Annotated in this window: 22 protein-coding genes; all 22 read left to right on the top strand. The window is 47.5% G+C overall.

What is annotated here, in order from left to right:
* The 22 genes from rnpM to HPY31_RS10300 all read left to right on the top strand — a co-directional run bounded on the left by rnpM (position 1) and on the right by HPY31_RS10300 (position 22,726).
* A complete protein-coding gene (gene rnpM, locus HPY31_RS10195) occupies positions 1-291 on the top strand; it encodes an RNase P modulator RnpM (protein WP_015891714.1) in 291 nt (96 codons plus the stop codon).
* A complete protein-coding gene (locus tag HPY31_RS10200) occupies positions 288-587 on the top strand; it encodes a YlxQ family RNA-binding protein (RefSeq protein WP_016743350.1) in 300 nt (99 codons plus the stop codon). The genes rnpM and HPY31_RS10200 overlap by 4 nt, the downstream gene beginning before the upstream one ends.
* 21 nt (positions 588-608) lie before the next feature.
* Entirely contained in the window at positions 609-3,176 is a 2,568-nt protein-coding gene (gene infB / locus HPY31_RS10205) for a translation initiation factor IF-2 (protein ID WP_172140538.1), read from the top strand.
* Positions 3,176-3,457: a DUF503 domain-containing protein gene (locus tag HPY31_RS10210; protein ID WP_016743352.1), complete on the top strand. Its 282-nt coding sequence runs from the start codon at positions 3,176-3,178 to the stop codon at positions 3,455-3,457. Before infB ends, HPY31_RS10210 begins: the two co-directional genes overlap by 1 nt.
* Positions 3,458-3,483: 26 nt before the next feature.
* Positions 3,484-3,849, top strand: coding sequence for a 30S ribosome-binding factor RbfA (gene rbfA / locus HPY31_RS10215; RefSeq protein ID WP_007719226.1), 366 nt, complete (start codon positions 3,484-3,486; stop codon positions 3,847-3,849).
* Positions 3,839-4,834 carry a DHH family phosphoesterase gene (locus HPY31_RS10220; protein WP_172140540.1) on the top strand — a complete coding sequence of 332 codons (996 nt, stop codon included), beginning with the start codon at positions 3,839-3,841 and terminating at the stop codon, positions 4,832-4,834. The genes rbfA and HPY31_RS10220 overlap by 11 nt, the downstream gene beginning before the upstream one ends.
* On the top strand, positions 4,827-5,753 hold the full coding sequence (truB, locus tag HPY31_RS10225) for a tRNA pseudouridine(55) synthase TruB (protein WP_087346763.1): 927 nt from the start codon (positions 4,827-4,829) through the stop codon (positions 5,751-5,753). The genes HPY31_RS10220 and truB overlap by 8 nt, the downstream gene beginning before the upstream one ends.
* A 3-nt stretch (positions 5,754-5,756) precedes the next feature.
* Positions 5,757-6,698 carry a bifunctional riboflavin kinase/FAD synthetase gene (locus HPY31_RS10230; RefSeq protein WP_016743355.1) on the top strand — a complete coding sequence of 314 codons (942 nt, stop codon included), beginning with the start codon at positions 5,757-5,759 and terminating at the stop codon, positions 6,696-6,698.
* 133 nt (positions 6,699-6,831) lie between these two features.
* Positions 6,832-7,101 (top strand): 30S ribosomal protein S15, encoded by a 270-nt coding sequence (rpsO, locus tag HPY31_RS10235; protein WP_015891708.1) that lies wholly within the window; start codon positions 6,832-6,834, stop codon positions 7,099-7,101.
* Positions 7,102-7,367: 266 nt separating this feature from the next.
* Entirely contained in the window at positions 7,368-9,515 is a 2,148-nt protein-coding gene (gene pnp, locus HPY31_RS10240) for a polyribonucleotide nucleotidyltransferase (RefSeq protein ID WP_172140542.1), read from the top strand.
* A 159-nt stretch (positions 9,516-9,674) separates the two neighbouring features.
* A complete protein-coding gene (locus HPY31_RS10245) occupies positions 9,675-10,652 on the top strand; it encodes a polysaccharide deacetylase family protein (protein WP_172140544.1) in 978 nt (325 codons plus the stop codon).
* Between the two features lie 112 nt (positions 10,653-10,764).
* Complete coding sequence (locus HPY31_RS10250; protein ID WP_172140546.1) at positions 10,765-12,018, top strand: M16 family metallopeptidase; 1,254 nt, start codon at positions 10,765-10,767, stop codon at positions 12,016-12,018.
* A 72-nt stretch (positions 12,019-12,090) separates the two neighbouring features.
* Positions 12,091-12,351 carry a YlmC/YmxH family sporulation protein gene (locus tag HPY31_RS10255; RefSeq protein WP_015891703.1) on the top strand — a complete coding sequence of 87 codons (261 nt, stop codon included), beginning with the start codon at positions 12,091-12,093 and terminating at the stop codon, positions 12,349-12,351.
* 137 nt (positions 12,352-12,488) lie between these two features.
* The gene (gene dpsA / locus HPY31_RS10260) at positions 12,489-13,391 is read left to right on the top strand and encodes a dipicolinate synthase subunit DpsA (RefSeq protein WP_015891702.1); all 903 of its coding nucleotides are present in this window, start codon (positions 12,489-12,491) and stop codon (positions 13,389-13,391) included.
* Complete coding sequence (locus tag HPY31_RS10265; protein WP_007719213.1) at positions 13,388-13,984, top strand: dipicolinate synthase subunit B; 597 nt, start codon at positions 13,388-13,390, stop codon at positions 13,982-13,984. The genes dpsA and HPY31_RS10265 overlap by 4 nt, the downstream gene beginning before the upstream one ends.
* Positions 13,985-14,041: 57 nt before the next feature.
* Positions 14,042-15,082 carry an aspartate-semialdehyde dehydrogenase gene (locus tag HPY31_RS10270; protein WP_015891701.1) on the top strand — a complete coding sequence of 347 codons (1,041 nt, stop codon included), beginning with the start codon at positions 14,042-14,044 and terminating at the stop codon, positions 15,080-15,082.
* 11 nt (positions 15,083-15,093) lie between these two features.
* On the top strand, positions 15,094-16,320 hold the full coding sequence (dapG, locus tag HPY31_RS10275; protein WP_172140548.1) for an aspartate kinase: 1,227 nt from the start codon (positions 15,094-15,096) through the stop codon (positions 16,318-16,320).
* A gap of 56 nt (positions 16,321-16,376) precedes the next feature.
* On the top strand, positions 16,377-17,243 hold the full coding sequence (dapA, locus tag HPY31_RS10280; protein WP_142496647.1) for a 4-hydroxy-tetrahydrodipicolinate synthase: 867 nt from the start codon (positions 16,377-16,379) through the stop codon (positions 17,241-17,243).
* A gap of 115 nt (positions 17,244-17,358) precedes the next feature.
* Positions 17,359-19,065 (top strand): ribonuclease J, encoded by a 1,707-nt coding sequence (locus tag HPY31_RS10285; RefSeq protein ID WP_216638238.1) that lies wholly within the window; start codon positions 17,359-17,361, stop codon positions 19,063-19,065.
* A gap of 121 nt (positions 19,066-19,186) precedes the next feature.
* Positions 19,187-20,011 (top strand): ClpP family protease, encoded by an 825-nt coding sequence (locus HPY31_RS10290; protein ID WP_172140550.1) that lies wholly within the window; start codon positions 19,187-19,189, stop codon positions 20,009-20,011.
* The gene (locus tag HPY31_RS10295; protein ID WP_016743364.1) at positions 20,008-20,238 is read left to right on the top strand and encodes a YlzJ-like family protein; all 231 of its coding nucleotides are present in this window, start codon (positions 20,008-20,010) and stop codon (positions 20,236-20,238) included. Before HPY31_RS10290 ends, HPY31_RS10295 begins: the two co-directional genes overlap by 4 nt.
* Positions 20,239-20,347: 109 nt before the next feature.
* Positions 20,348-22,726 (top strand): FtsK/SpoIIIE family DNA translocase, encoded by a 2,379-nt coding sequence (locus HPY31_RS10300; RefSeq protein ID WP_172140552.1) that lies wholly within the window; start codon positions 20,348-20,350, stop codon positions 22,724-22,726.
* Positions 22,727-22,958 lie beyond the last annotated feature (232 nt).

Here is a 22,958-nt window from a genome sequence, read left to right on the forward strand (position 1 = left end):
ATGAAGCAAAAAAAGATCCCGTTGCGTAAGTGCATCGTTTGCCAAGGAATGTTTCCGAAAAAGGAATTAATCCGCGTTGTCCGGACGCCAGAAGAAGAGATCGTCATTGATCTTACTGGAAGGGCGGCGGGACGCGGTACCTATGTGTGTCGGCAGGAAAGCTGTCTGAAGCCGGATGCGTTCGCATCGGGAAAATGGAAAAAAGTGCTGGAACGTGCCCTCAATATGTCCATCTCCCAAGAAAAGTATGATGCTTTCCGTGAGAAATGGCTGGAGATGGTGGGAAAATGACCCCAAAAGCAGCACAATTACTCGGATTAGCGATGCGTGCGAGAAAGATCGTTACTGGGGAGGAGCTGGTCATTACAGCTGTTCGTAATGGGCAGGCTCGCCTGGTATTGCTCGCATCAGATGCATCAGACAATACCGCCAAGAAAGTAAAGGATAAATGTTCCTATTACGGTGTCTCATGTGTAACCACTGGCGACCGACATTCATTGGGACACGCAATCGGAAAAGATGGGCGCGTTACCGTGGCGGTAACCGATGGGAAATTGGCCGAAAGCATTCAGCGTCTGCTCACCTAACTTAGAAAGGGTGAAGTATATTTGAAGACACGTGTGTATGAGTATGCCAAACAGCACAACATGAGCAGTAAGGAAATCCTCAATTTGCTAAAACGATTGAATATAGAAGTAGCAAATCATATGAGTATCATGGAAGAAGGGACGATCAAAAGGATCGAGGATCACATGGCCAAATTGCGTTCTGGTGCCAAACCGGAAACGCGTAGTACACCTAGTGATGCAAGACCCAAACAAACGGACGATCAACGACGCCCCAACGACTCCAGAGGACAACAGATCAAGCCCCAGCAGCAATCGGGGCAAGTTCAACCGGTTAGAAATGAAAGACCAACCAGCGATCGCGGACCAAAAAACACAAGCACGAATCGTCCAGGAAATAGCAGTGCAAGTGGCAATCCCGATCAGCATAGTCCTCAGCATGGAAAAAATCAGGGGAAGAATCAGGAGAGAAAACCAAACAATATGAGAAGTCAACCTGCAAAGCCGTCTGACCGTAAGCCGCAGAATCAACAACGACCACAAAACCAACAAAACCAACAAAACCAACAGCGTCCTCAAAATCAGCAACGACCACAAAACCAGCAGCGTCCTGCACAGCAGAACCAAACGGAAGGTCGTACAGGGGAAGATTTTGAAGATAAAGTGAACCTACCATCCAACGTTGGTACGGAAAAACGTGAGAAAATCAAAAAAGCCCCTCAAACCCAAAAGACCTTCGAAGATAACAAGAAGAGTCAACCATTCCGCGGTGGAAACAACCGTAACAACCAAAACAACCGCCGTGGAGGAAATAACCACCGTGGTGGAGGACAAAAGCCGCAACGTCCGGTTCTTGAGCCACCTACAAAGATTACATTCACAGAGTCTTTGACGGTAAATGAGCTGGCAGTGAAACTGCGCAAGGAACCAGCTGAAGTCATCAAAAAGCTGTTCGGCTTGGGCATCATGGCGACGATCAACCAGTACCTCGACCGTGAAGCGATCGAACTCATTTGTGCAGACTACAACGTAGAAGTCGAAGAAAAAATCATCATCGATGAAACGAACTTCGAAACGCTGGAAGAAGTAGATGCACCAGAAAGCATGTTGGAGCGCCCGCCAGTTGTTACCATCATGGGTCACGTTGACCACGGGAAAACAACTTTGCTGGATGCGATTCGCTCTACAAACGTAGTAGCGGGAGAAGCAGGCGGAATTACACAGCATATCGGTGCATACCAAGTGGAGATCAAAGGAAAGAAAATTACTTTCCTCGATACACCTGGTCACGCGGCGTTCACAACGATGCGTGCACGCGGTGCGCAAATCACAGATATCACCATTCTGGTTGTTGCAGCAGATGATGGTGTCATGCCACAAACCGTTGAGGCGATCAGCCATGCGAAAGCGGCAAATGTACCAATCATCGTTGCTGTCAACAAGGTTGACAAACCAGAAGCAAATATTGACCGTATCAAGCAAGAGCTGACTGAGTATGAACTGGTTGCCGAAGAGTGGGGTGGCGATACGATCTTCTCCCCATTGTCCGCGAAACAGCGTACAGGTATCGAAGAACTGCTTGAGTACATCTTGCTCGTATCCGAAGTACAAGAACTGAAAGCAAACCCAGACAAGCGCGCTCGCGGTACTGTTGTAGAAGCTGAGCTTGACAAGGGACGTGGTCCAGTTGCAACCATTCTGGTTCAACAAGGTACCCTACGCGTTGGTGACCCAATTGTAGTAGGTTCCGCTTTCGGACGTGTACGTGCAATGGTGAACGACAAAGGACGCCGTCTGAAGGAAGCTGGTCCATCTACACCAGTTGAAATCACTGGTCTGAATGATGTACCACAAGCAGGTGACCAATTCCGTGTATTTGAAGACGAGAAAAAGGCTCGCGCAATCGGGGAAGCACGTGCATCCAAGCAGCGTGAATCCGAGCGTCGTGAGAGCTCCCGCGTTTCTTTGGATGACTTGTTCCAGCACATCCAAGAAGGCGATATTAAAGAGCTGAACCTGATCGTAAAAGGTGACGTACAAGGTTCTGTAGAAGCTCTGCGTGGTTCTTTGGAGAAAATCGATGTCAACGGTACACGTGTCAAAATTATTCATACAGGTGCTGGTGCGATTACGGAGTCCGATGTTACGCTGGCAAATGCATCGAATGCGATCATCATTGGTTTCAACGTACGTCCTGAACCGAATGCACGCAGCATGGCTGAACAAGAGAAGATCGACATTCGCCTGCACCGTGTCATCTATACTGTAATCGAAGAGATCGAGTCTGCTCTCAAAGGGATGCTTGATCCAGTCTTCAAAGAAAATATTATCGGTCAAGCTGAGATTCGTGAAGTGTTCAAAGTATCCAAAGTCGGAAACATTGCAGGTTGCTATGTGACTGAAGGTAAATTGAGCCGCGATGCTGGTGCACGTTTGATCCGTGAAGGCATTGTAATTTATGAAGGTAAGCTCGATACTCTCAAGCGCTTCAAAGATGATGCGAAAGACGTTGCAGCAGGTTATGAGTGCGGTCTGACTTTGGAACGCTTCAATGACCTCAAAATCGGCGACGTAATCGAAGCATTCGTCATGGTTGAAGTGAAACAATAATGATAGCAGGTGTGCAGATTGAACTGTTTCTGCCCGCTAGCCAAAACCTGAAAGAAAAACGAGCCATCGTCAAAAGTCTGATCGGCAAGCTGCGGAGCCGATTTCATGTCTCCGCGGCAGAGGTGGCTTATCTCGAGCAATGGCAGCGTACCGTGTTGGGTATCGCTGCCGTTGCTAATGAGATCTCTTTTTTACAACAAGAAATGCAGGCTGTTATTCGATTCGTGGAAAACCATCCAGAGGTAGAGTTGATTCGCGTGGATACGGAATACTACGACTAAAGAGCAGCTAGCGGAGGTGAAAATCGATGAATAAAACACGAATCAGCCGCGTAGGCGAAGAAATCAAAAAAGAATTGAGCCTCGTATTGCAGCGTGGACTCAAAGATCCTCGTGTCGGTTTCGTAACAGTAACAGATGTAGAGGTAAGTAGTGACCTGCAATTGGCAAAGGTTTTTGTCAGCATTTTTGGCAGTGAGGAAGAGCGTAAAGCTTCTCTTGCAGGTTTGACAAAAGCAAAAGGTTATTTGCGTACAGAAATCGGGAAACGCGTAAAGCTGCGTCACATTCCTGATTTTGTATTCAAGCTGGACGAGTCCATTGACTACGGCAGCAAAATTGAATCAATCCTGCGGGAAATCTCCACAGAGGGAGAGAAACAGGATGAATCCTAATCAAGTAGCAGTACAGGAAGCGGCGCGGTTTATGCAGGAGCACGACCGCTTCCTGGTTCTTTCTCATGTAAGTCCTGACGGAGATGCTACAGGATCTGCTTTGGGAGTCGTGCTCATGCTGGAGCAACTGGGAAAAGAGTATGTGGTTGTAAACGAAGGGGAAACACCGATCAAGTTTAACTTCTTGCCGCGGTTTGACCATCTTTATAACCTGCGCAAGCAACCACTGAACGAGACGTTCGGGGCCGTAATCGCTGTAGACTGCGCGGATGAGTCGCGGATGGGCGATGTACGGTCTTTATTTGCATCTGGAGCTGCTTTGCTGAATATCGATCACCACCCGACCAACGATTATTTTGGTACGGTCAATCTGATTCGTCCGGATGCAGCCGCAACAGCAGAAATTTTGTTTGATGTTGCAGAAGCAGCGGGAGTTTCTTTCAACGAAGAGCTTGCCCTGTGCATCTATACCGGTCTTCTTACGGATACAGGTGGTTTCCGCTATTCCAATACATCACCGCGCGTCATGGAAATCGCTGCTCAATTACTTGGTTACGGTGTGAAGCCAGGAGACGTAGCAGAGCGTTGTCTGGAGGAAATCACTTTTGCCCATGTGAAAGTACTGCGACGTGCTCTCCAAACCTTGCAACTGTCCCATAAAAATTTGGTTGCGTCTATCACTGTTTCAGCCGCAGATTTTGCCGAAGTGGGTGCAGAGCGGGAAGATGCTGGTGGATTGGTGAATTACTGCCGCAACATTGAAGGAGTCGAGGTCGGCGTTTCTTTTGTGGAAGCGGAACCAGGAGTGGTCAAGGTGAGCATGCGCGCTCGCGATCGGGTTGACGTAGCTGTCATTGCGAAGCAGCTCGGTGGCGGTGGACACGCAAAAGCAGCAGGATGCACGATCAAAGGACTACTTTCAGAAGTACAGAAAAAAGTATGGACTGTGCTGGACGATTCAGTAGGAGTGAAATTCGATGAGTAACGTGAACGGCGTGCTGGTTATCGACAAGCCAGCTGGAATGACTTCCCATGATTGTGTAGCACGTATTCGTCGATTGTATGGAACGAAAAAAGTGGGGCATACGGGTACACTTGATCCAGATGTGACAGGTGTACTCCCCATTTGTGTGGGACATGCAACGAGGCTGGTTGAATATTTGCAAGAACTACCTAAGCGCTATGATGTAGTTATGCGCCTAGGCTCTACGACCACAACGGAAGATGCTTCTGGAGAAGTGGTGGAGCAAGCTGGAGTAGATGCAGCATCGATAACGACGGAGCGTATTCAAGCGCTGTTCGAATCCTTTTTGGGAGAAATGGAGCAGGTACCTCCCATGTTCTCTGCGGTAAAGGTAAACGGCAAGCGGCTGTACGACCTGGCTCGCGAAGGCACAGTGATCGAGCGGCAGGCACGGAAAGTGACGCTCTATGAGCTGACACTTCATAAGATTAGCGTGGATGGGGACACTGTCGATGTGGCATTTACGTGCACGTGCTCCAAAGGCACATACATGCGCACCTTATGTGTTGACCTCGGACGCGCTCTGGGTTATCCTGCCCATATGAAGCTGTTGCGGCGAATTAAAAGTGGCCCGTTCCAGGAGCAAGAGGCAATCCCTCTTCAGCAAATCGAGGAACAGGCAGCAAGCGGGGAAGATATTTCCCGTCACTTGGTCTCCATCCCCCAGGCAATCTCATTCTTACCATCGTTTCAGGTCAAGCCAGAACGGATCAAAGCAGTACGTAATGGACTTGCGACTGCACTTCCAGGCGTCACTGCGGAGGAAGGAAGTTTGATTTGCTTGTTTGCGGGGGAAGATTTACTTGGCATTCATCGTGTATGCCGTGGAGACAAAGGACTTTTCGCCAAACCAGAAAAAGTCTTTCCAGCCGAGGTGTAATCTGTGAAAACGATCTACCTAACATACCCGTTTCCGTCTGACCTGCAAGCGAATCCTTGTGCGATTGCACTGGGGTACTTTGATGGTGTACATATTGGGCATCGCCGTGTAATCCAAAAGGCGATTGATACAGCGAAAGCAAACGGATGGCAAAGTACGGTAGTGACCTTTGATCCGCATCCACGAGAAGTATTGGGGCAAAGTGGTTATACCCGCTATTTGACACCACTTGCAGACAAGCTCGAGCAGTTCGAAAAGATGGGCGTAGACACTACATATGTGATGAAGTTCGACATTAGCTTTGCGGCTATTTATCCAGAAGATTTCATCACAGAGTGCCTTCTTCCATTGGAATGCCGCCATATTGTCGTTGGTTTCGACTACACCTTTGGTTATCGCGGGATGGGGACTGCCCATACCTTGCAAGAAATGAGCAAAGGTCGCTATGGGCTCGACATCGTGGGTCCGGTAAATCGCTTGGGTGAAAAAGTGAGCAGTACAATCATTCGTGAATACCTCCATCATGGGGATGTCGAGCAGGTTCGCCATTTGCTAGGCCGCTCCTACAAAGTGCGCGGAACAGTCGTGCATGGTGACAAACGCGGTCGAACCATTGGCTTTCCTACAGCGAACGTCCAAGTGAATCAGCCGTACTTGATCGGAAAGAATGGGGTCTACGGCGTTCGCTTTACCGTGGATGAACAAAGCTACTATGGCGTCATGAACGTTGGGATCAAGCCAACATTCGAACTGGAGAAAAAAGAAAAGTCACTAGAAGTGCACATTTTTGAGTTCTCTAGTGAAATCTATGACAAAGAAGTAGAAGTAGAATTCCTGTTCTACATCCGGGAAGAACAGAAATTTGCTGGAGTCGATGCGCTCATTGCGCAAATAGGACGAGATGTACAAACGGCGAAGCAAAAATTCGCAGAGGGAATCTCGTAAAGGATTCTCTTTGCTTTTCACAAAATGGTATGCTATAATTCAAAACGTTGTACAGATAACCGTAGCTTGGCTGTCCGATTCTCACCGACGGCAGACTCGGCGAACGGTATAAAAAATGAGGAGGTGAGTCATGATGGCATTGACTCAAGAACGTAAAACTCAACTGATTCAAGAGTTCCGTACTCATGAGAACGACACCGGTTCACCGGAAGTGCAAATCGCTATCTTGACCGAAAACATTAACAATCTGAACGGACACTTGCGTACGCACAAGAAAGATCACCACAGCCGTCGTGGTCTCTTGAAAATGGTTGGTCAACGTCGTAACCTGTTGACATACCTGCGTGAAGCAGATGTTCAACGCTATCGTTCGGTTGTAGACCGCCTGGGTCTGCGCCGCTAATCAGCGTCTTGTAAAAAGCGGGTTCTACCCGCTTTTTCTATCGTGTAGGAGGGCTTAGCGTAGCAATGCGCTAAGTCCATCCGAAACGAGTAAAAGGCTTGTGTCCTATCTGGTAGGTTCAATTAGCTTCAAAAGAAGCTTTTTTTATTATCTAGAAAGACTGCCAAAGGTAGCCATTTAATTTTTATCATGGCAGGAAATAATACATATAGGTAGAAAACAAAGTGTGTAAACGCACATTGTTGTGAAGGAGGACTGCTAGCATCATGGAGCAACAATACCGTACATATGACTTCGAACTGGCAGGCCGAAAACTGACCCTGGAATTTGGCAAAATGGCTAAACAGGCGCATGGTTCGGTCTTGGTTCGTTACGGCGATACAGCAATCCTGTCCGCAGTTACAGTCTCGAAGGAACCAAAACCACTTGATTTCTTTCCATTGACTGTCAACTATGAGGAGCGTCTCTACGCGGTTGGGAAAATTCCTGGCGGCTTTATTAAAAGAGAAGGACGTCCAAGCGAAAAGGCAATTTTGGCTAGCCGCTTGATTGACCGCCCAGTCCGCCCTCTTTTTGCAGAAGGATTCCGTAACGATGTACAAATCGTAAATACTGTTCTGTCTGTGGATCAAGACTGCTCACCTGAAATCGCTGCGATGATCGGTACTTCCGCAGCGCTATGCGTCTCGGAGATTCCTTTTGAAGGCCCGATTGCAGGAGTAATCGTAGGACGAATTGACGGCGAGTTCGTCATTAACCCTACAGTAGCTCAAGCAGAGAAAAGCGATATTCACCTGACTGTCGCAGGTACGCATAAAGCGATTAACATGGTGGAAGCAGCTGCGAACCAAGTACCGGAAGCAATCATGCTTGAAGCGATCATGGCTGGTCATGACGTGATTAAGCAATTGGTAGAATTCCAGAACATGATCGTGTCCGAAATTGGCAAGCAAAAGATGGAAGTCATCTTGCATGAGGTTGATCCTGAAATCGATCAAGCTGTACGTGCATATGCGGAAGCTCGCTTGAAAGAAGCTGTTCGCATTGAAGAAAAACAAGCACGCTACGATGCCATTGACGATATCAAGGCAGAAACCAAAGAGCATTTTGCAGCCAAGGATGCTGAGGCATATGCAGAGCAGGAAAAGATGATTAGCGAAGTACTTGGCAATATTGTCAAGGACGAGGTTCGCCGTCTGATTACTGACGAGAAAGTTCGCCCTGATGGACGAGCTCTGAACGAAATCCGTCCGCTGTCTAGTGAGACAACCATTCTTTCCCGTACACATGGCTCTGCTATGTTTACCCGTGGTCAGACGCAAGCACTGAGTGTTTGTACATTGGGCGCGCTGGGAGATGTTCAAATTCTGGATGGACTCGGTCTGGAAGAATCGAAGCGCTTTATGCACCACTACAACTTCCCGCCGTATAGCGTGGGTGAAGCACGTCCGTTGCGTCCTCCGGGTCGTCGTGAAATCGGACACGGTGCGTTGGGTGAGCGTGCAATCGAGCCGATCATTCCATCTGAGGTTGAGTTCCCATACACCATTCGTCTCGTATCAGAAGTAATTGAATCCAACGGTTCTACATCCCAAGCATCGATTTGCGCGAGCGTACTCGCCTTGATGGATGCAGGTGTACCGATCAAAGCGCCGGTAGCAGGTATTGCGATGGGCTTGATCATGAGCAAAGATGAGAAATCTTTCTCGATCCTGACTGATATTCAAGGTATGGAAGATCATTTGGGAGACATGGATTTCAAAGTAGCGGGTACAGAGGCTGGTGTAACAGCTATCCAAATGGACATCAAAATTTCCGGTATCAACCGTGAGATTTTAGAGATGGCCTTGGAACAAGCGCGTGTAGGTCGTTTGCACATTCTGAACCATATGATGAGCACGATTTCCGAACCGCGTAAAGAACTGTCGCCTTATGCACCAAAAATCATGACCATGACGATCAATCCGGAGAAAATTCGCGATGTAATCGGTCCACAAGGTCGTGTCATTAATAAGATTATCGAAGAAACCGGCGTAAAAATCGACATCGAACAAGATGGACGTGTCTTCATCGCATCCATCAACCACGAAGCAAATCTGCGCGCGAAACAAATCATTGAAGATCTGGTTCGTGAAGTAGCTGTTGGTCAGGTGTACCTGGGAACAGTAAAACGCGTAGAGAAGTATGGTGCATTCATCGAGTTGTTCGCAGGTAAAGAGGGCTTGTGCCACATCTCTCAACTGGCTGAAGAGCGTGTAGCCAAAACAGAAGATGTTGTCGCAGTTGGTGATAAAGTACAAGTGAAAGTGACCGAGATCGACGACCAAGGTCGTGTGAATCTCTCTCGCAAAGCAGTTTTGAAAGAACAAGCTGCTGCGGAACAAGCTACTGAAACACCAACAAAAGCAGAATAAAGAAAAACAAAAGGCTTCGTCACTCGAAGAAATTCGTGTACGGAAGCTTTTTTCTTTTCTATGCCAGAATGCTCTCGTTTCGTATGTCTAAGTCGTCCCATCCTCTCATACATTGGACAAGAGAGACTCGTACGATCGATAGAGGAGGGCGACGCCCTAATGACGAATAGGACCAGGAGACTTTTGTTCATATTTATATATGGAGCAGCGCTGATTGTTCTCTTGAATTATCAGCCTATTCATCATTACATTAGCACGATCAAAAATGTCCACGTAGTGACTGGAGATCGAAACGAAAATGAAAAAGCGCGTTTACGAGCGCAGATTGAAAAGTGGAGAGAGGGCAGAGAGGAAGAGCCGATCGATGCCGTTGTTGATCAGACGTGGAAGGCGATTCCCGGCTATAATGGACGTGTAGTCGATGTAGAAGAATCGCTCAATAAAATGCTGGCAGCGGGTGTATCCAGCCCGGATTTGCTCGTATACAAGGAAGTGCCCCCATCGGTTTCGCTTGAGCAATTGGGAGCGCAACCCATCTATCGAGGAAATCCAAATAAACCCGCGATTTCTTTCATGATCAACGTGGCTTGGGGAAATGAGTATCTCGACTCGATGCTCAATACACTCGATAAACATAAGGTAAAGACGACGTTCTTTCTGGATGGCTCTTGGGTAAAACGTTACCCCGAAGAAGCAAAAAAGATCATGGCACGTGGTCATGAGATTGGTAATCATGCGTATTCCCATCCCGATATGAACACACTGGGAACACAGAGGATTCATCAAGAGATCAGTCGTACGCAAGATGTTATTTTTAAAACGCTGGAAGTGAAGCCTACCCTGTTTGCTCCGCCATCTGGTGCTTTTAACCAACGCGTTGTACAAATCGCAGATTCGTCTTTTCAAATGAAGACGATTCTATGGACGGCAGATACAATTGACTGGCAGAAACCATCGCCTGCATATGTGATCAATAAAATAAGCCGGAAAATGGAGAATGGTGTCCTCGTGCTCATGCATCCTACGTCTACCTCCGAGGCTAGTTTAGATCAACTTCTGACCATCGCAAAAAAGAAGGGGCTACAGCCGACGACTGTTTCGGAGGTTATATCGAGTCGTAGACTCCCGTCACCGTAAATACATGTTCATTTATTGTGGAGACAAAGGAAGTTTGCTATAGTTAGACGTGTTTACAAGAAATTCCCCGAGGTTTCGGGTAGAGACAGATGAACAACCGAGGAGGATTTACGTGATACAACGTCATACGTGTGATAACGGTCTTCGAATTGTGACGGAACGGATTCCGTCCGTTCGCTCCGTTGCCTTAGGCATCTGGGTAGGGACTGGTTCGAAATATGAAAACGAGAAAAACAACGGGATTTCCCATTTTCTCGAGCATATGTTTTTTAAAGGCACAAAAACTCGTTCTGCAAAGGAAATTGCGGAAACCTTTGATGAGATTGGCGGGAATGTGAACGCCTTTACTTCGAAGGAATATACCTGCTATTACGCAAGGGTGCTCGACCAACATGCTCCGATCGCTCTCGATGTTCTTTCCGATATGTATTTCAACTCGGTATTTGATGCAGATGAGTTGGAAAAGGAAAAGAACGTCGTCATTGAAGAGATTAGTATGTATGAAGACACGCCAGATGATTTGGTGCATGATTTGATTGCACGCGCTTCGTACAGCACACACCCGCTAGGCTATTCGATTTTAGGTACGGAAGATGTCCTGCGCAGCTTGAAGCGTGACGATTTGCTCGCTTATATTGATCAGCACTATCTGCCAACGAATACGGTGATTACGGTAGCGGGTAATTTTGAAGACAGTTTGATTGAAGATATCCAAAAGCGCTTTCAATCTTTCTCGCGTCCAGGCATTATGCCGACCTTGTCTACCCCAGATTTTGCTGGAAATGTGATCGCACATCATAAGGCAACAGAGCAAGCGCATTTGTGCCTGTCTTTACCTGGGTTTAAGGTAGGACATCCTGAAGTATACTCCTTGATTTTGCTGAACAACGTGCTGGGTGGTAGCATGAGCTCGCGTCTCTTCCAAGAAATTCGAGAAGAACGCGGCTTGGCATACTCTGTTTATTCCTATCACTCGTCCTATAAAGAAGCGGGTACGTTCCACGTGTATACAGGAACGGCACCAGAGCAAGTAGGACAGGTATTTGACATCGTCTCGCGTGTCCTGCGCGATGTCGCTGATCATGGAATTACGGACAAAGAGCTGAACAAAGGTAAAGAGCAGCTGAAAGGCAGCCTGATGCTCAGCTTGGAAAGTACCAATAGCCGTATGAGTCGCCTTGGCAAAAATGAACTCTTGCTGGGCCGTCACCTTAGTCTAGATGAGATCATCGCCAAAATTGACCGTGTTTCCCATGAATCTGTTTTGGCTGTGGCGCAGCAGCTGTTCCGTTCCAAGATGTCTATGGCGATGGTGAGTCCACTCGATGGTTTCCCTGATAATGTGAAGAACGATATTCTGTTGTAGGGAAAAATCCGGCATAGCCCGGATTTTTTTGCGTATATCAACAGTAAATGAAAGGACAAAGGGGGCTTCTCCATGCGCTTAAGCGAGTTAGGTGGGAAGGAGATTATCGGACTGGACAACGGAGAGAAAATGGGGGTTATCAGTGATTCCGATTTAGTCATCCATCCCGAAAACGGTACGATTCAATCCATCATCTTGCCAGGAGGTAGTTTCTTTGGGTTCGGAAAGAAGCGAGAGGACCTTGTGATCCCATGGAGTTCCATCGTGAAAATTGGGCCAGATATGGTCATCATCCAGCTTAAAGCCCCTGAGGCACAAGCTTCTCAAAAGTAGGCGCTACTGTCACCGAAGTAGCAGGAGCGGAATAGGATGGGGGTAGACCGCATGGATTTCCGTCAACTTTTCCAAAAGGAAAACCTTTGCGTTCCGATCATTTAATGCAGTAAAATGTGTGGAAAGGGGAACGCAGCATGCTAACGGGCATACATGTTGCCTTCATCGGCGGAGACGCTCGCCAGTTGGAAGTCATTAAGCGATGCATACAACTGGATGCTAGCGTCACGTTAGTTGGCTTCGACAACCTGGAAAGTAATTTTACAGGGGCAACGAAGAAACCATTAACATGCGATGTGTTGAAAGACGTGGACGCCCTCATCCTACCCATCGTAGGGACCGATGATCAAGGATACGTGGAAAGTATTTTCTGCTCCAAACAACTGCAGTTGCTAGATGAACATGTGGCAAGTCTGCCGAGTCATTGCGTGGTTTACACGGGAATGGCAAAGCCTTATCTGAAAAAACTATTGGCTTCCACACGGCTTCCTCTCGTGGAGCTCTTGGATCGTGATGACGTAGCTATCTATAACTCTATCCCTACTGTAGAGGGAGCGTTAATGATGGCGATTCAGCATACGGATATTACGATTCATGGATCACAGTCAATTGTTTTGGGATTGGGCCGAACAGGTTTGTCCATGGCTCGAGCATTGCATGCGTTGGGGGCCCGCGTAAGAGTTGGGGCAAGACGTCAAGAACACTTGGCACGCATTTATGAGATGGGATTGACTCCCTTCCATATAAGCGAAGTAAGGCAACAGGTTACGAATGCTGATTTCATTTTTAATACCATCCCGCAATTATTACTCACGGCAGAAGTGATTGCTCAAATGCCTCAATCGGCGTTTATTCTTGATCTTGCCTCCAAGCCAGGAGGAACAGATTTTCGTTACGCTGAAAGACGAGGTATCAAAGCTCTTCTTGCTCCCGGATTGCCTGGAATCGTTGCACCTAAAACCGCTGGACAAATTTTGGCCCAAACATTGTCTCGTCTGATTGCGGATCAAAGGAAAGCGCCAGGAGGGGATGCAACATGAGTAAGCTTCAGGGAAAGACCATTGGATTTGGTTTGTCTGGATCGCATTGCACCTTTGAGGAAACGATGCCGCAAATTAAGCGATTTGTGGATGCTGGAGCAAGGGTGGTTCCGATTGTATCGAATACGATTATGACCACGGATACACGCTTCGGTACTTCGCAAAGCTGGCAGCAACAAATCAAGGAACTGACAGGGGAGGAACTTATTTCGACGATTCCTCAGGCTGAGCCGTTGGGACCTTCCAAGTTGTTGGATGTCATGCTGATTGCGCCTTGCACAGGCAGTACGACGAGTCGACTGGCGAATGCCATTACGGATAGTGCCGTACTGATGGCAGCTAAAGCGACGATGCGTAATTTGCGACCCATTGTGATTGCCATATCCACCAATGATGGTCTGGGATTAAATGCAGCCAATATTGCCAAGCTGTTGGCTGCGAAGAACATGTATTTCGTGCCATTCGGGCAGGATGCCCCGGATAAAAAACCGAATTCGCTTGTAGCTCGTATGGATCTCCTATTGGAAACATGCGAAGCAGCTTTGGAAGGTCGACAATTGCAACCCTTGCTCATCGAGAGATTTAACTACTAATAAGACTACAGAAAAACCAATAAACCTGCTTTTTCGCGATTAGGAGGAGAGTAAGAGATGGCAAACCAACTGACTTTCAATGTTGCTGTAGTCGGTGCTACTGGTGCAGTCGGACAGCAGATGATTCAACTATTAGAAAAGCGCAACTTCCCAATCAAACAGCTTAAGCTGCTTGCTTCTGGACGTTCTGCAGGAAAAACAGTCACCTTCAAGGGGCAAGAAATTGTACTGGAAGAGGCGACTCCAGACAGTTTTGCAGGGGTTGATTTTGCCCTGTTTAGTGCTGGTGGATCGGTCAGCAAGGAACTGGCTCATCACGCAGTGCGTCATGGTGCAGTTGTCATAGACAATACCAGCGCATTCCGGATGGACCCAGATGTTCCTCTCGTTGTGCCAGAAGTAAACATGGATGCTGCGCTCGCTCATAATGGAATCATTGCGAATCCGAATTGCTCTACGATTCAGATGGTTGCCGCTCTAAAACCCCTGTATGATCGTTTTGGTATAGACAGAATTATCGTTTCTACTTACCAGGCAGTATCTGGTGCAGGTCAATCTGCGATCAATGAATTGCTCGACCAGAGTCGAGACATTTTGGATGGTAAAGAACCGCAGTGTAACGTACTTCCCGTAGGCAAATTGCCTGTACATCATCAGATTGCGTACAACGCGATTCCGCAGATTGATGTGTTCACCGACAATGGTTTTACTTATGAAGAAATGAAAATGGTTAATGAAACCAAAAAAATCTTCGGTGATGACACTGTACTTGTTTCAGCTACTTGCGTACGTATTCCAGTGGTCTACGGCCACAGCGAGTCGGTATATGTAGAGCTGAAACAGGATTACGATCTGGCAGAAGTAAAGGCCCTGCTGAAAGATGCTCCGGGTATCGCGTTAGTAGATGCGCCGGAGGAACAGCAGTATCCACTCGCTACTGATGCAACAGGCAAACTGGAAGTATTCGTGGGCCGGGTGCGTCGTGATCTCCATCATCCTCGTGGACTGCATATGTGGATCGTTTCTGACAATCTTCTCAAGGGTGCAGCATGGAATACAGTACAAATCGCTGAAGAACTCATAAAAGCAAGAGTATAGGGGAGAGGTTAGTGAAGATTCTCGTCCAGAAGTTCGGTGGTTCTTCCTTGACGACGGAGGATTGCCGGATGCGGGCAATCTACCATATGGAAAAAGCAATTGATGAGGGTTATGCCCTCGTCGTTGTCGTATCGGCGATGGGTCGCAAGGGCGATCCATATGCGACCGATACACTTTTGCAGTTGGTTCGTGCGAATGGGAACCAACTGCCGAGTAGAGAAATGGATATGCTGATGCATACCGGAGAAATCATCTCTGCTACAGTCATGTGCAGCATGCTAAATGCACGGGGAATTAAAGCAACAATTTTGACAGGCGGTCAGGCAAATATAGTGACGAGCGACGACTTTACGAATGCACAAATTATGTCGATCGATCCAGCTCGCATTTTGCAGGACTTGCAGGAAAGTCAAGTTGTGATCGTCCCGGGATTTCAGGGACGTACAGCCGAATGGGAAATTACGACACTGGGACGGGGCGGAAGCGATACGACTGCAACCGCTCTCGGTGTCGCCTTGAAGGCTGAAACGGTGGATATTTTCACCGACGTGGAAGGCATCATGACCGCTGACCCGCGGATCGTTGAGGAAGCGCAGCGGCTCGGTATGGTGACCTACACGGAAATTTGCAACATGGCTCACCTGGGTGCAAAAGTTATTCATCCTAGAGCGGTGGAGATCGCGATGCACGCAAACGTACCGATTCGTGTTCGCTCTACGTTTTCGGACGACCCCGGTACACTTGTTACGACTATGCTGGAGATTGGGAAAATGGGCTACACGGTAAACGACAGAGTCGTTATGGGAATTGCTCATGTACCGAACATTACTCAAATTAAGGTCGCGAACAAAGAAGGGTCTTACGATACACAGCTACAAGTCTTCAAAACGATGGCAACCAATAACATCAGTGTAGATTTCATCAATGTGAATCCAATGGGTGTCGCTTACACGGTCCATGATGAAATGGGAGAAAAAGCTGCTCGTTTGTTAACGGAAATGGGATACGAGCCGCAGCTTTTGCCGCATTGCGCGAAAGTGTCCGTGATTGGTGCAGGGATGACGGGCGTGCCCGGCGTGATGGCGAGAATCGTGGAGGCACTTACACAAGAAGATATTCAAATTCTTCAATCGGCAGACTCTCATACAACCATCTGGGTACTTGTGCATGAAATGGATATGGTGAAGGCGGTTCGTGCACTTCATCAGCAGTTCAACCTGCATCTTCAACATAAGTAAGAGCATATCCTGACTTTAAATACCTACTGATCACGATAAGAGGAGTTGGAGTGGTAGTGGCACGTTTTGGTCGACTGGTTACCGCTATGGTAACGCCTTTTAATGAGCAGCTACAAGTCGATTACGATAAAACAGAGCGACTGATTGACCATTTGATTGCAAATGGAACAACTGGAATCGTATTGAGTGGTACCACTGGTGAATCACCGACTTTATCCCGTACGGAGAAACTCGATCTTTTCCGCCATGTGGTTTCCTACGCAAAAGGAAGATGCCACATCATTGCAGGAACAGGTAGCAATGATACAGCCTCAAGTATTGAGTTCACCCAAGCAGTACAATCGATTGGCGTAGACGCTGTCATGGTCGTTGCTCCTTATTACAGCAAGCCATCGCAGGAAGGGCTTTACGCACACTTCAAGGCATTATCGGAAGCGACTGAGTTGCCCGTGATGCTATATAATGTGCCAGGAAGATCCGTGGTCAATATGACTGCCGAAACGACACTTCGTTTGGCAGAACTGCCTAATGTGGTATGCATCAAGGAAGCCTCCGGGAATTTGTCGCAAATGGCGCAAATTATTGAGCATGCCCCGGAAGGCTTTGAGCTGTACAGTGGTGATGATGGCTTAACCTTGCCGATCTTGTCTATCGGCGGAGTGGGCATTGTCAGTGTGGCAAGTCACGTAGTTGGCCGCCCAATGACAGATATGATGGACGCCTATTTTGCTGGTAACTATACAGAGGCAGCAAGACTCCATCGCAAGCTTTTGCCGATTTTTGAAGGCCTCTTTGCGTACCCGAGCCCTGGACCGACCAAGGTCGCTTTAGAAAAGCTCGGTGTTCAAGTGGGAGGCGTTCGGCTGCCTTTAGTCGAGCTGAACGAACAGGAAAAAGATTTCGTGCATTCTCTGCTTGTTTAACTCCATAGAAGTTCAAGAGCCATTCCTTCCCGGGATGGCTCTTTTTCCTTGTGTTCATGATTTCACTTCGGGTATAATAAGAACAAGTGATTTGGGGCGGTTTTTTTGAGTGGACATGACAACTAAATATAGGAGGTTACACGTTTTGGCAAAGTCGAATCACTCTGTTCTCGTTTTCGCCCTGGGCGGAGTCGGCGAAATTGGGAAGAATATGTACGTGGTACAAAGCGGTGACGACATCGTGGTGATTGATGCCGGATTGAAGTTCCCAGAAGAGGAAATGCTGGGGATTGATATGGTTATTCCGGATATCACCTACTTGGAGGAACATCGCGACAAGGTTCGGGGTATTATTATTACGCATGGACATGAAGACCACATCGGCGGCCTCAGCTATGTGCTGAAGCATTTGAAAGTCCCGGTTTATGCGACAAAACTTACCCTTGGTTTAATTGATGCAAAGTTAAAAGAAGCGGGCATCCTAAACGAAACAAAACGCGTATTGATCAACAGCGACTCGGAAGTCGTTCTCGGAAAGATGAAGGCGACCTTTTTCCGTGTAAACCACAGCATCCCGGATTGTGTAGGGGTATGCTTGGATACGCCGGAAGGTTACATCGTTCATACAGGAGACTTCAAGTTCGATCAAACACCTGTTAACAATCAGGTGGCTGATCTGGCAAAAATGGCGATGATCGGTGATAGAGGCGTTTTGTGCTTGCTCTCTGACAGTACGAATGCAGAACGGCCTGGATTTACGGGATCGGAACGCTCAGTGGGAAAAGCACTCATGGATGTGTTCAGCAAAGCATCTGGACGTATTGTTGTTTCTACGTTTGCATCAAATGTTCACCGCATTCAACAAGTGGTGGACGCTGCAGCACAGTTCAACCGTAAATTGACGGTTGTCGGCCGGAGCATGCAAAATGTTATTAATATCAGCAGAGACTTAGGGTACTTATTGGTCCCAGAGGGCTTGATTGTTGAGATCGATGAAATCAACAAATTGCCTGCTGAACAAGTCGTTATTTTATCAACTGGAAGCCAAGGAGAGCCTATGTCCGCGCTCACTCGGATGGCCCGATCCGCCCATCGGAAAATTGACATCCTTCCAGGGGATACCGTTATTATTGCAGCCACTCCCATTCCAGGGAATGAAAAATACGTGGCTCGTACGATCGATCAATTATCGCGCATTGGTGCAGATGTCATCTATGGCGGCCATGGACCTAACGGAACCGTCCACGTCTCCGGTCATGGTAGCCAAGAGGAATTGCGCCTGATGCTTAACCTAATGAAGCCGAAGTACTTTATTCCCGTTCACGGTGAATATCGCATGCTGAAAACACATGCCTTACTTGCTGACCAGGTTGGCATTCCTGAAGAAAACACGTTCTTGCTGGATAACGGCGATACAGTTGAATTCTCAGGGGGCAAGGCCCGTTACGGTGGAAAAGTCCATGCTGGCAACGTTTTGATTGACGGCTTGGGTGTTGGTGATGTAGGAAACATCGTCCTTAGAGATCGCAAATTACTGTCACAAGATGGCATACTGGTAGTTGTCGTTACACTCAGCAAACAAAATGGCACGATCTTGTCAGGTCCAGACATCATTTCTCGCGGTTTCGTCTACGTGCGTGAATCCGAAGAGCTGCTGGATGAGGCAAATCGCATAGTGACCCAAACACTTGTCAAATGCATGGAAGAAAATGTGAATGAATGGTCTTCACTGAAAAATAACGTAAAAGAGTCATTAGGCCGTTATCTGTACGAGCAAACGCGCAGACGTCCGATGATCTTGCCGATTATCATGGAAGTGTAGGATCACGATAAAAAGCTGGAAATCCTTTGGAAAAAGGGTTTCTGGCTTTTTTTGCCTTTGTGGGCGCATGATTTTTCCTCCCCTTATCCATACTACAGAGGAAAGTGAGGGAGGATCATCCATGTCGAATCAACAATTTAGCGATTTTTTAAATAAGCCGCCGTTTGCAAGCACAGCGGTAACGAGTAAGGAATCCCAGCCACAATCACCAACTGATGATCAGGAGCCTGCAGCCTCGCCGCCATCAGAAGCACCTGGGCAAGAAGATCCGAAGAAAAAACTGCTCGATTCGATTACGCAACTGGGTCAGACAAACGTCCCACAACTCGAAAGCAATATTTATTGTATGACCATCATCGGACAAGTAGAAGGGCATATTCAGTTGCCCCCACAAAATAAGACAACCAAATACGAGCACCTTATTCCTCAATTGGTTGCGGCAGAACAAAACAATAAAATAGAGGGCGTTCTCGTTATTTTGAATACAGTTGGCGGGGACGTGGAAGCGGGCTTGGCAATTGCGGAGATGGTATCGTCCTTGTCCAAACCGGTAGTCACACTTGTACTCGGCGGTGGGCATAGCATTGGTGTGCCAATCGCTGTTTCTGGTTCGTACTCGTTTATTGCAGAAACAGCCACGATGACAATTCACCCGATTCGTTTGACTGGTCTTGTCATTGGTGTGCCCCAAACGTTTGAGTACTTGGACAAAATGCAGGATCGAGTAGTAAGCTTTATTGCCCGTCACTCCAAAGTTTCAGAAGAAAAGTTCCGGGAGCTTATGACACGAACCGGTGAATTGACACGAGACATTGGAACCAATGTGATTGGCGTAGATGCGGTGAAATATGGATTGATTGATGAAGTTGGCGGTCTTGGTAGCGCGCTGAAAAAACTGAACGAACTGATCAAAGCGCAAAAAGGCGAGGAGAGTGTACTCCAATGATCTTATACTCCATCATTCCGATGGAAACGGTTTTTGAGAACATGGAGCAAGTGGAGAAGCAAGAGCTGAAAGAGATAACGGTGGGTCATGCCACGATGCTCATCGAGCAAACCGGACCGTTTGAAGGAAAAATCGTCAGGCTGATTAGTCCAGATCCGCAAGACTACCTGAAGGAGCAATACGCCCCAGGACAAAAAATTCAGTTTCAACCTGAGTGGCTCGCCTAAGAAGTCCTGTATTTCTATGAATTTCCTGTGTTATACTAGAGAAGTACGAACAGCAGCCGAACACGCGACGGCTGCCTTTTTTCCATTAGGTACATAACGAGGAGGAGGCATGCCATTGAGTAGGAGAAAAAAAGAGCGTTCACAAGCGGCATTGGCCTCAGTTGTCAAAATAGAGCTGCTGGGACTTCTCATCATTGTGCTGTCCTTGATCGGGCTATTGGAGAGTGGATGGCTGGGCAAAAATGTACTGGCACTTCTATTTCGGTTTTTTGCGGGCTCATGGGATTTTATCATTCCTGTTCTGCTGATCGGTATGGCCATACATATGATGTTTACGAGAAAGTCACCGAAGCTTACTTACCGCGTCTTAGGGATAGCGCTCATTGGTGTGGCGATTTTGACCTGGGATCACATGATTTTGTACAAACAAATTACCGCAGATGGAAAATTTGCAGAGCAAAGCATTATTAAGGTTACATGGGACAGGATTTGGCTGGATCATGGTCAGAAAGTGTCCACCACCGGGGTAGGTGGAGGAATGATCGGTGCTCTGTTTTTTGCGGTGACAAATGGTCTTGTTGGAACAATTGGTACTGGTCTGGTGATTGTGTTTCTTTTCCTCGTGGGACTGATGTTTCTGTTCAATCTTTCTTATGTAAACATTTTGATGTTTGCCAAGGACAAGCTCGCTTTGTTTTACGGAAAGGCCAAGCATACAGTGAAGGACTCTGTACAGCTTTTGCAGGAAGAGAGCGAGAAGAGAAAGAAAGAAGCAAAGGAAGCCGAAGAGGCTCGCAAGCAAAAGCAATCGGCGGAAGAGAACGAGGCCATTGCTGTAACGGCGTTGAAAGACCAAAAACCTCATTCACAGCCTGCTAATCAGGAGGAAGCAGTCCAGCAACTGAATGCCCCATTAATTCGTGATTTTACGGATCGCATTGCGCTGGAAGAGGATGAAGAACCGAGTAATCCTGGTCATCAAGCGAGAGCTGCACAACCGAAACCAAATCAGGAGATTACGTTTGCACTTGAAGGAGAAGCAGAAATCTTCGGTACAATAGATACCGGAGAAGAAAAGAATACCATACCGTATGAGCTGCCAAGTCTACAAATGCTCGCAAGGCCCAAAGCGAGTGCAACAGGTAAAGACGTCGATCATACCTCAAATGCGGCAAAATTAGTGCAGACACTGAAGAGCTTTGGCGTCAATGCAACTGTTTCCGAGGTACATCGAGGACCGGCTGTTACACGCTACGAAGTTCAGCCTGCTACAGGGGTAAAAGTAAGCAGGATTGTCAGCTTGACGGATGATCTTGCATTGGCATTGGCAGCAAAAGATATCCGCATTGAAGCACCAATCCCAGGGAAATCAGCCATCGGTATCGAGGTTCCGAACTCGGAGGTGGCAGTCGTATCACTACGAGAGGTGTTGGAAGCTCCCGAGTATCAAGATGCAGCAGGGAAGCTTACCGTTGCTCTTGGGCGGGATATTTCCGGAGAGCCGATTGTAGCTGATTTGACCAAAATGCCCCATTTGCTCGTAGCGGGTGCGACTGGAAGCGGTAAATCAGTCTGTATTAACGGATTAATCATGAGTATTTTGTTCAAGGCCAAACCAGAAGAAGTCAAGCTGATGATGGTTGACCCGAAAATGGTGGAACTGAATGTGTACAACGGAATTCCGCATTTGTTGGCTCCAGTTGTCACTGACCCGAGAAGGGCTTCTGTTGCATTGAAAAAAGTCGTGGCAGAGATGGAACGCCGCTATAATTTGTTTGCCAAAACAGGTAGCCGCAATATTGAGATGTACAATGCACAAGTGGAAGGCACCCCACTTCCCTATATCGTCGTCATCGTCGATGAGCTTGCGGACTTGATGATGGTAGCTCCAGGAGAAGTGGAGGATGCGATTTGTCGACTCGCGCAAATGGCTCGTGCTTCCGGAATTCATCTCATTATCGCGACCCAACGTCCTTCCGTAGATGTCATTACGGGTGTGATCAAGGCAAATATCCCATCCCGCATTGCCTTTGGCGTATCTTCCATGGCTGATTCTAGAACGATTCTCGATATGGGAGGAGCAGAAAAGCTTCTCGGTAGAGGGGACATGCTATCACTGCCGATGGGGGCATCCAAGCCGACTCGTGTTCAAGGAGCTTTTGTATCTGACAAGGAAGTAGAAGAGGTCGTTCGTTTTGTAAAAGAACAGCAAGAGGTTCGCTACAATGAAGAGATGATCCCGGGTGACGTGCAGGAGGAGCAACAGCCAGTCGTGGATGATGAACTGTACGATCAAGCCGTCCAAATCGTTTCAGAAGCCCAAACGGCATCGGCATCCTTGTTGCAGCGTCGTCTCCGTGTCGGTTATACGCGGGCGGCACGATTGATTGATATGATGGAAGCCCAAGGAGTAGTCGGTCCTTATGAGGGAAGCAAGCCTCGTGAGGTTCGTCTTCCACGCCCGTCCATAGAAAGTAATATTTCATAAAGAGAGACCTTGCCAACATCTGTACTGGCAGGGTCTTTTTTCCTATTTTAGTAGAAAAATCCCTGTCGAAATTAATCATTTTGCATTATTATTCATAAATATTTGGCTTGCATGATACTCGCCCCTCATGTAAAATTTCTAAGAGATTGACGGAAATTGTTGTTATTAAGTCTCATACGAATCAGAGGTCTGACGTCCTACCTGTTGGGTGGCTTGCGGACAGCAGGAGTGA

The organism is Brevibacillus sp. HB1.3, assembly GCF_013186635.1.
Taxonomy (GTDB): Bacteria; Bacillota; Bacilli; order Brevibacillales; family Brevibacillaceae; genus Brevibacillus; species Brevibacillus brevis_D.

What these genes read in the sequence shown, in the direction of transcription:
- rnpM (WP_015891714.1), top strand. Translation starts at nt 1, where the DNA reads ATGAAGCAAAAAAAGATCCCGTTGCGTAAGTGCATCGTTTGCCAAGGA.
- HPY31_RS10200 (WP_016743350.1), top strand. Translation starts at nt 288, where the DNA reads ATGACCCCAAAAGCAGCACAATTACTCGGATTAGCGATGCGTGCGAGA.
- HPY31_RS10210 (WP_016743352.1), top strand. Translation starts at nt 3,176, where the DNA reads ATGATAGCAGGTGTGCAGATTGAACTGTTTCTGCCCGCTAGCCAAAAC.
- rbfA (WP_007719226.1), top strand. Translation starts at nt 3,484, where the DNA reads ATGAATAAAACACGAATCAGCCGCGTAGGCGAAGAAATCAAAAAAGAA.
- HPY31_RS10220 (WP_172140540.1), top strand. Translation starts at nt 3,839, where the DNA reads ATGAATCCTAATCAAGTAGCAGTACAGGAAGCGGCGCGGTTTATGCAG.
- truB (WP_087346763.1), top strand. Translation starts at nt 4,827, where the DNA reads ATGAGTAACGTGAACGGCGTGCTGGTTATCGACAAGCCAGCTGGAATG.
- rpsO (WP_015891708.1), top strand. Translation starts at nt 6,832, where the DNA reads ATGGCATTGACTCAAGAACGTAAAACTCAACTGATTCAAGAGTTCCGT.
- pnp (WP_172140542.1), top strand. Translation starts at nt 7,368, where the DNA reads ATGGAGCAACAATACCGTACATATGACTTCGAACTGGCAGGCCGAAAA.
- HPY31_RS10245 (WP_172140544.1), top strand. Translation starts at nt 9,675, where the DNA reads ATGACGAATAGGACCAGGAGACTTTTGTTCATATTTATATATGGAGCA.
- HPY31_RS10255 (WP_015891703.1), top strand. Translation starts at nt 12,091, where the DNA reads ATGCGCTTAAGCGAGTTAGGTGGGAAGGAGATTATCGGACTGGACAAC.
- dpsA (WP_015891702.1), top strand. Translation starts at nt 12,489, where the DNA reads ATGCTAACGGGCATACATGTTGCCTTCATCGGCGGAGACGCTCGCCAG.
- HPY31_RS10265 (WP_007719213.1), top strand. Translation starts at nt 13,388, where the DNA reads ATGAGTAAGCTTCAGGGAAAGACCATTGGATTTGGTTTGTCTGGATCG.
- HPY31_RS10270 (WP_015891701.1), top strand. Translation starts at nt 14,042, where the DNA reads ATGGCAAACCAACTGACTTTCAATGTTGCTGTAGTCGGTGCTACTGGT.
- HPY31_RS10285 (WP_216638238.1), top strand. Translation starts at nt 17,359, where the DNA reads ATGACAACTAAATATAGGAGGTTACACGTTTTGGCAAAGTCGAATCAC.
- HPY31_RS10290 (WP_172140550.1), top strand. Translation starts at nt 19,187, where the DNA reads ATGTCGAATCAACAATTTAGCGATTTTTTAAATAAGCCGCCGTTTGCA.
- HPY31_RS10295 (WP_016743364.1), top strand. Translation starts at nt 20,008, where the DNA reads ATGATCTTATACTCCATCATTCCGATGGAAACGGTTTTTGAGAACATG.
- HPY31_RS10300 (WP_172140552.1), top strand. Translation starts at nt 20,348, where the DNA reads ATGCCATTGAGTAGGAGAAAAAAAGAGCGTTCACAAGCGGCATTGGCC.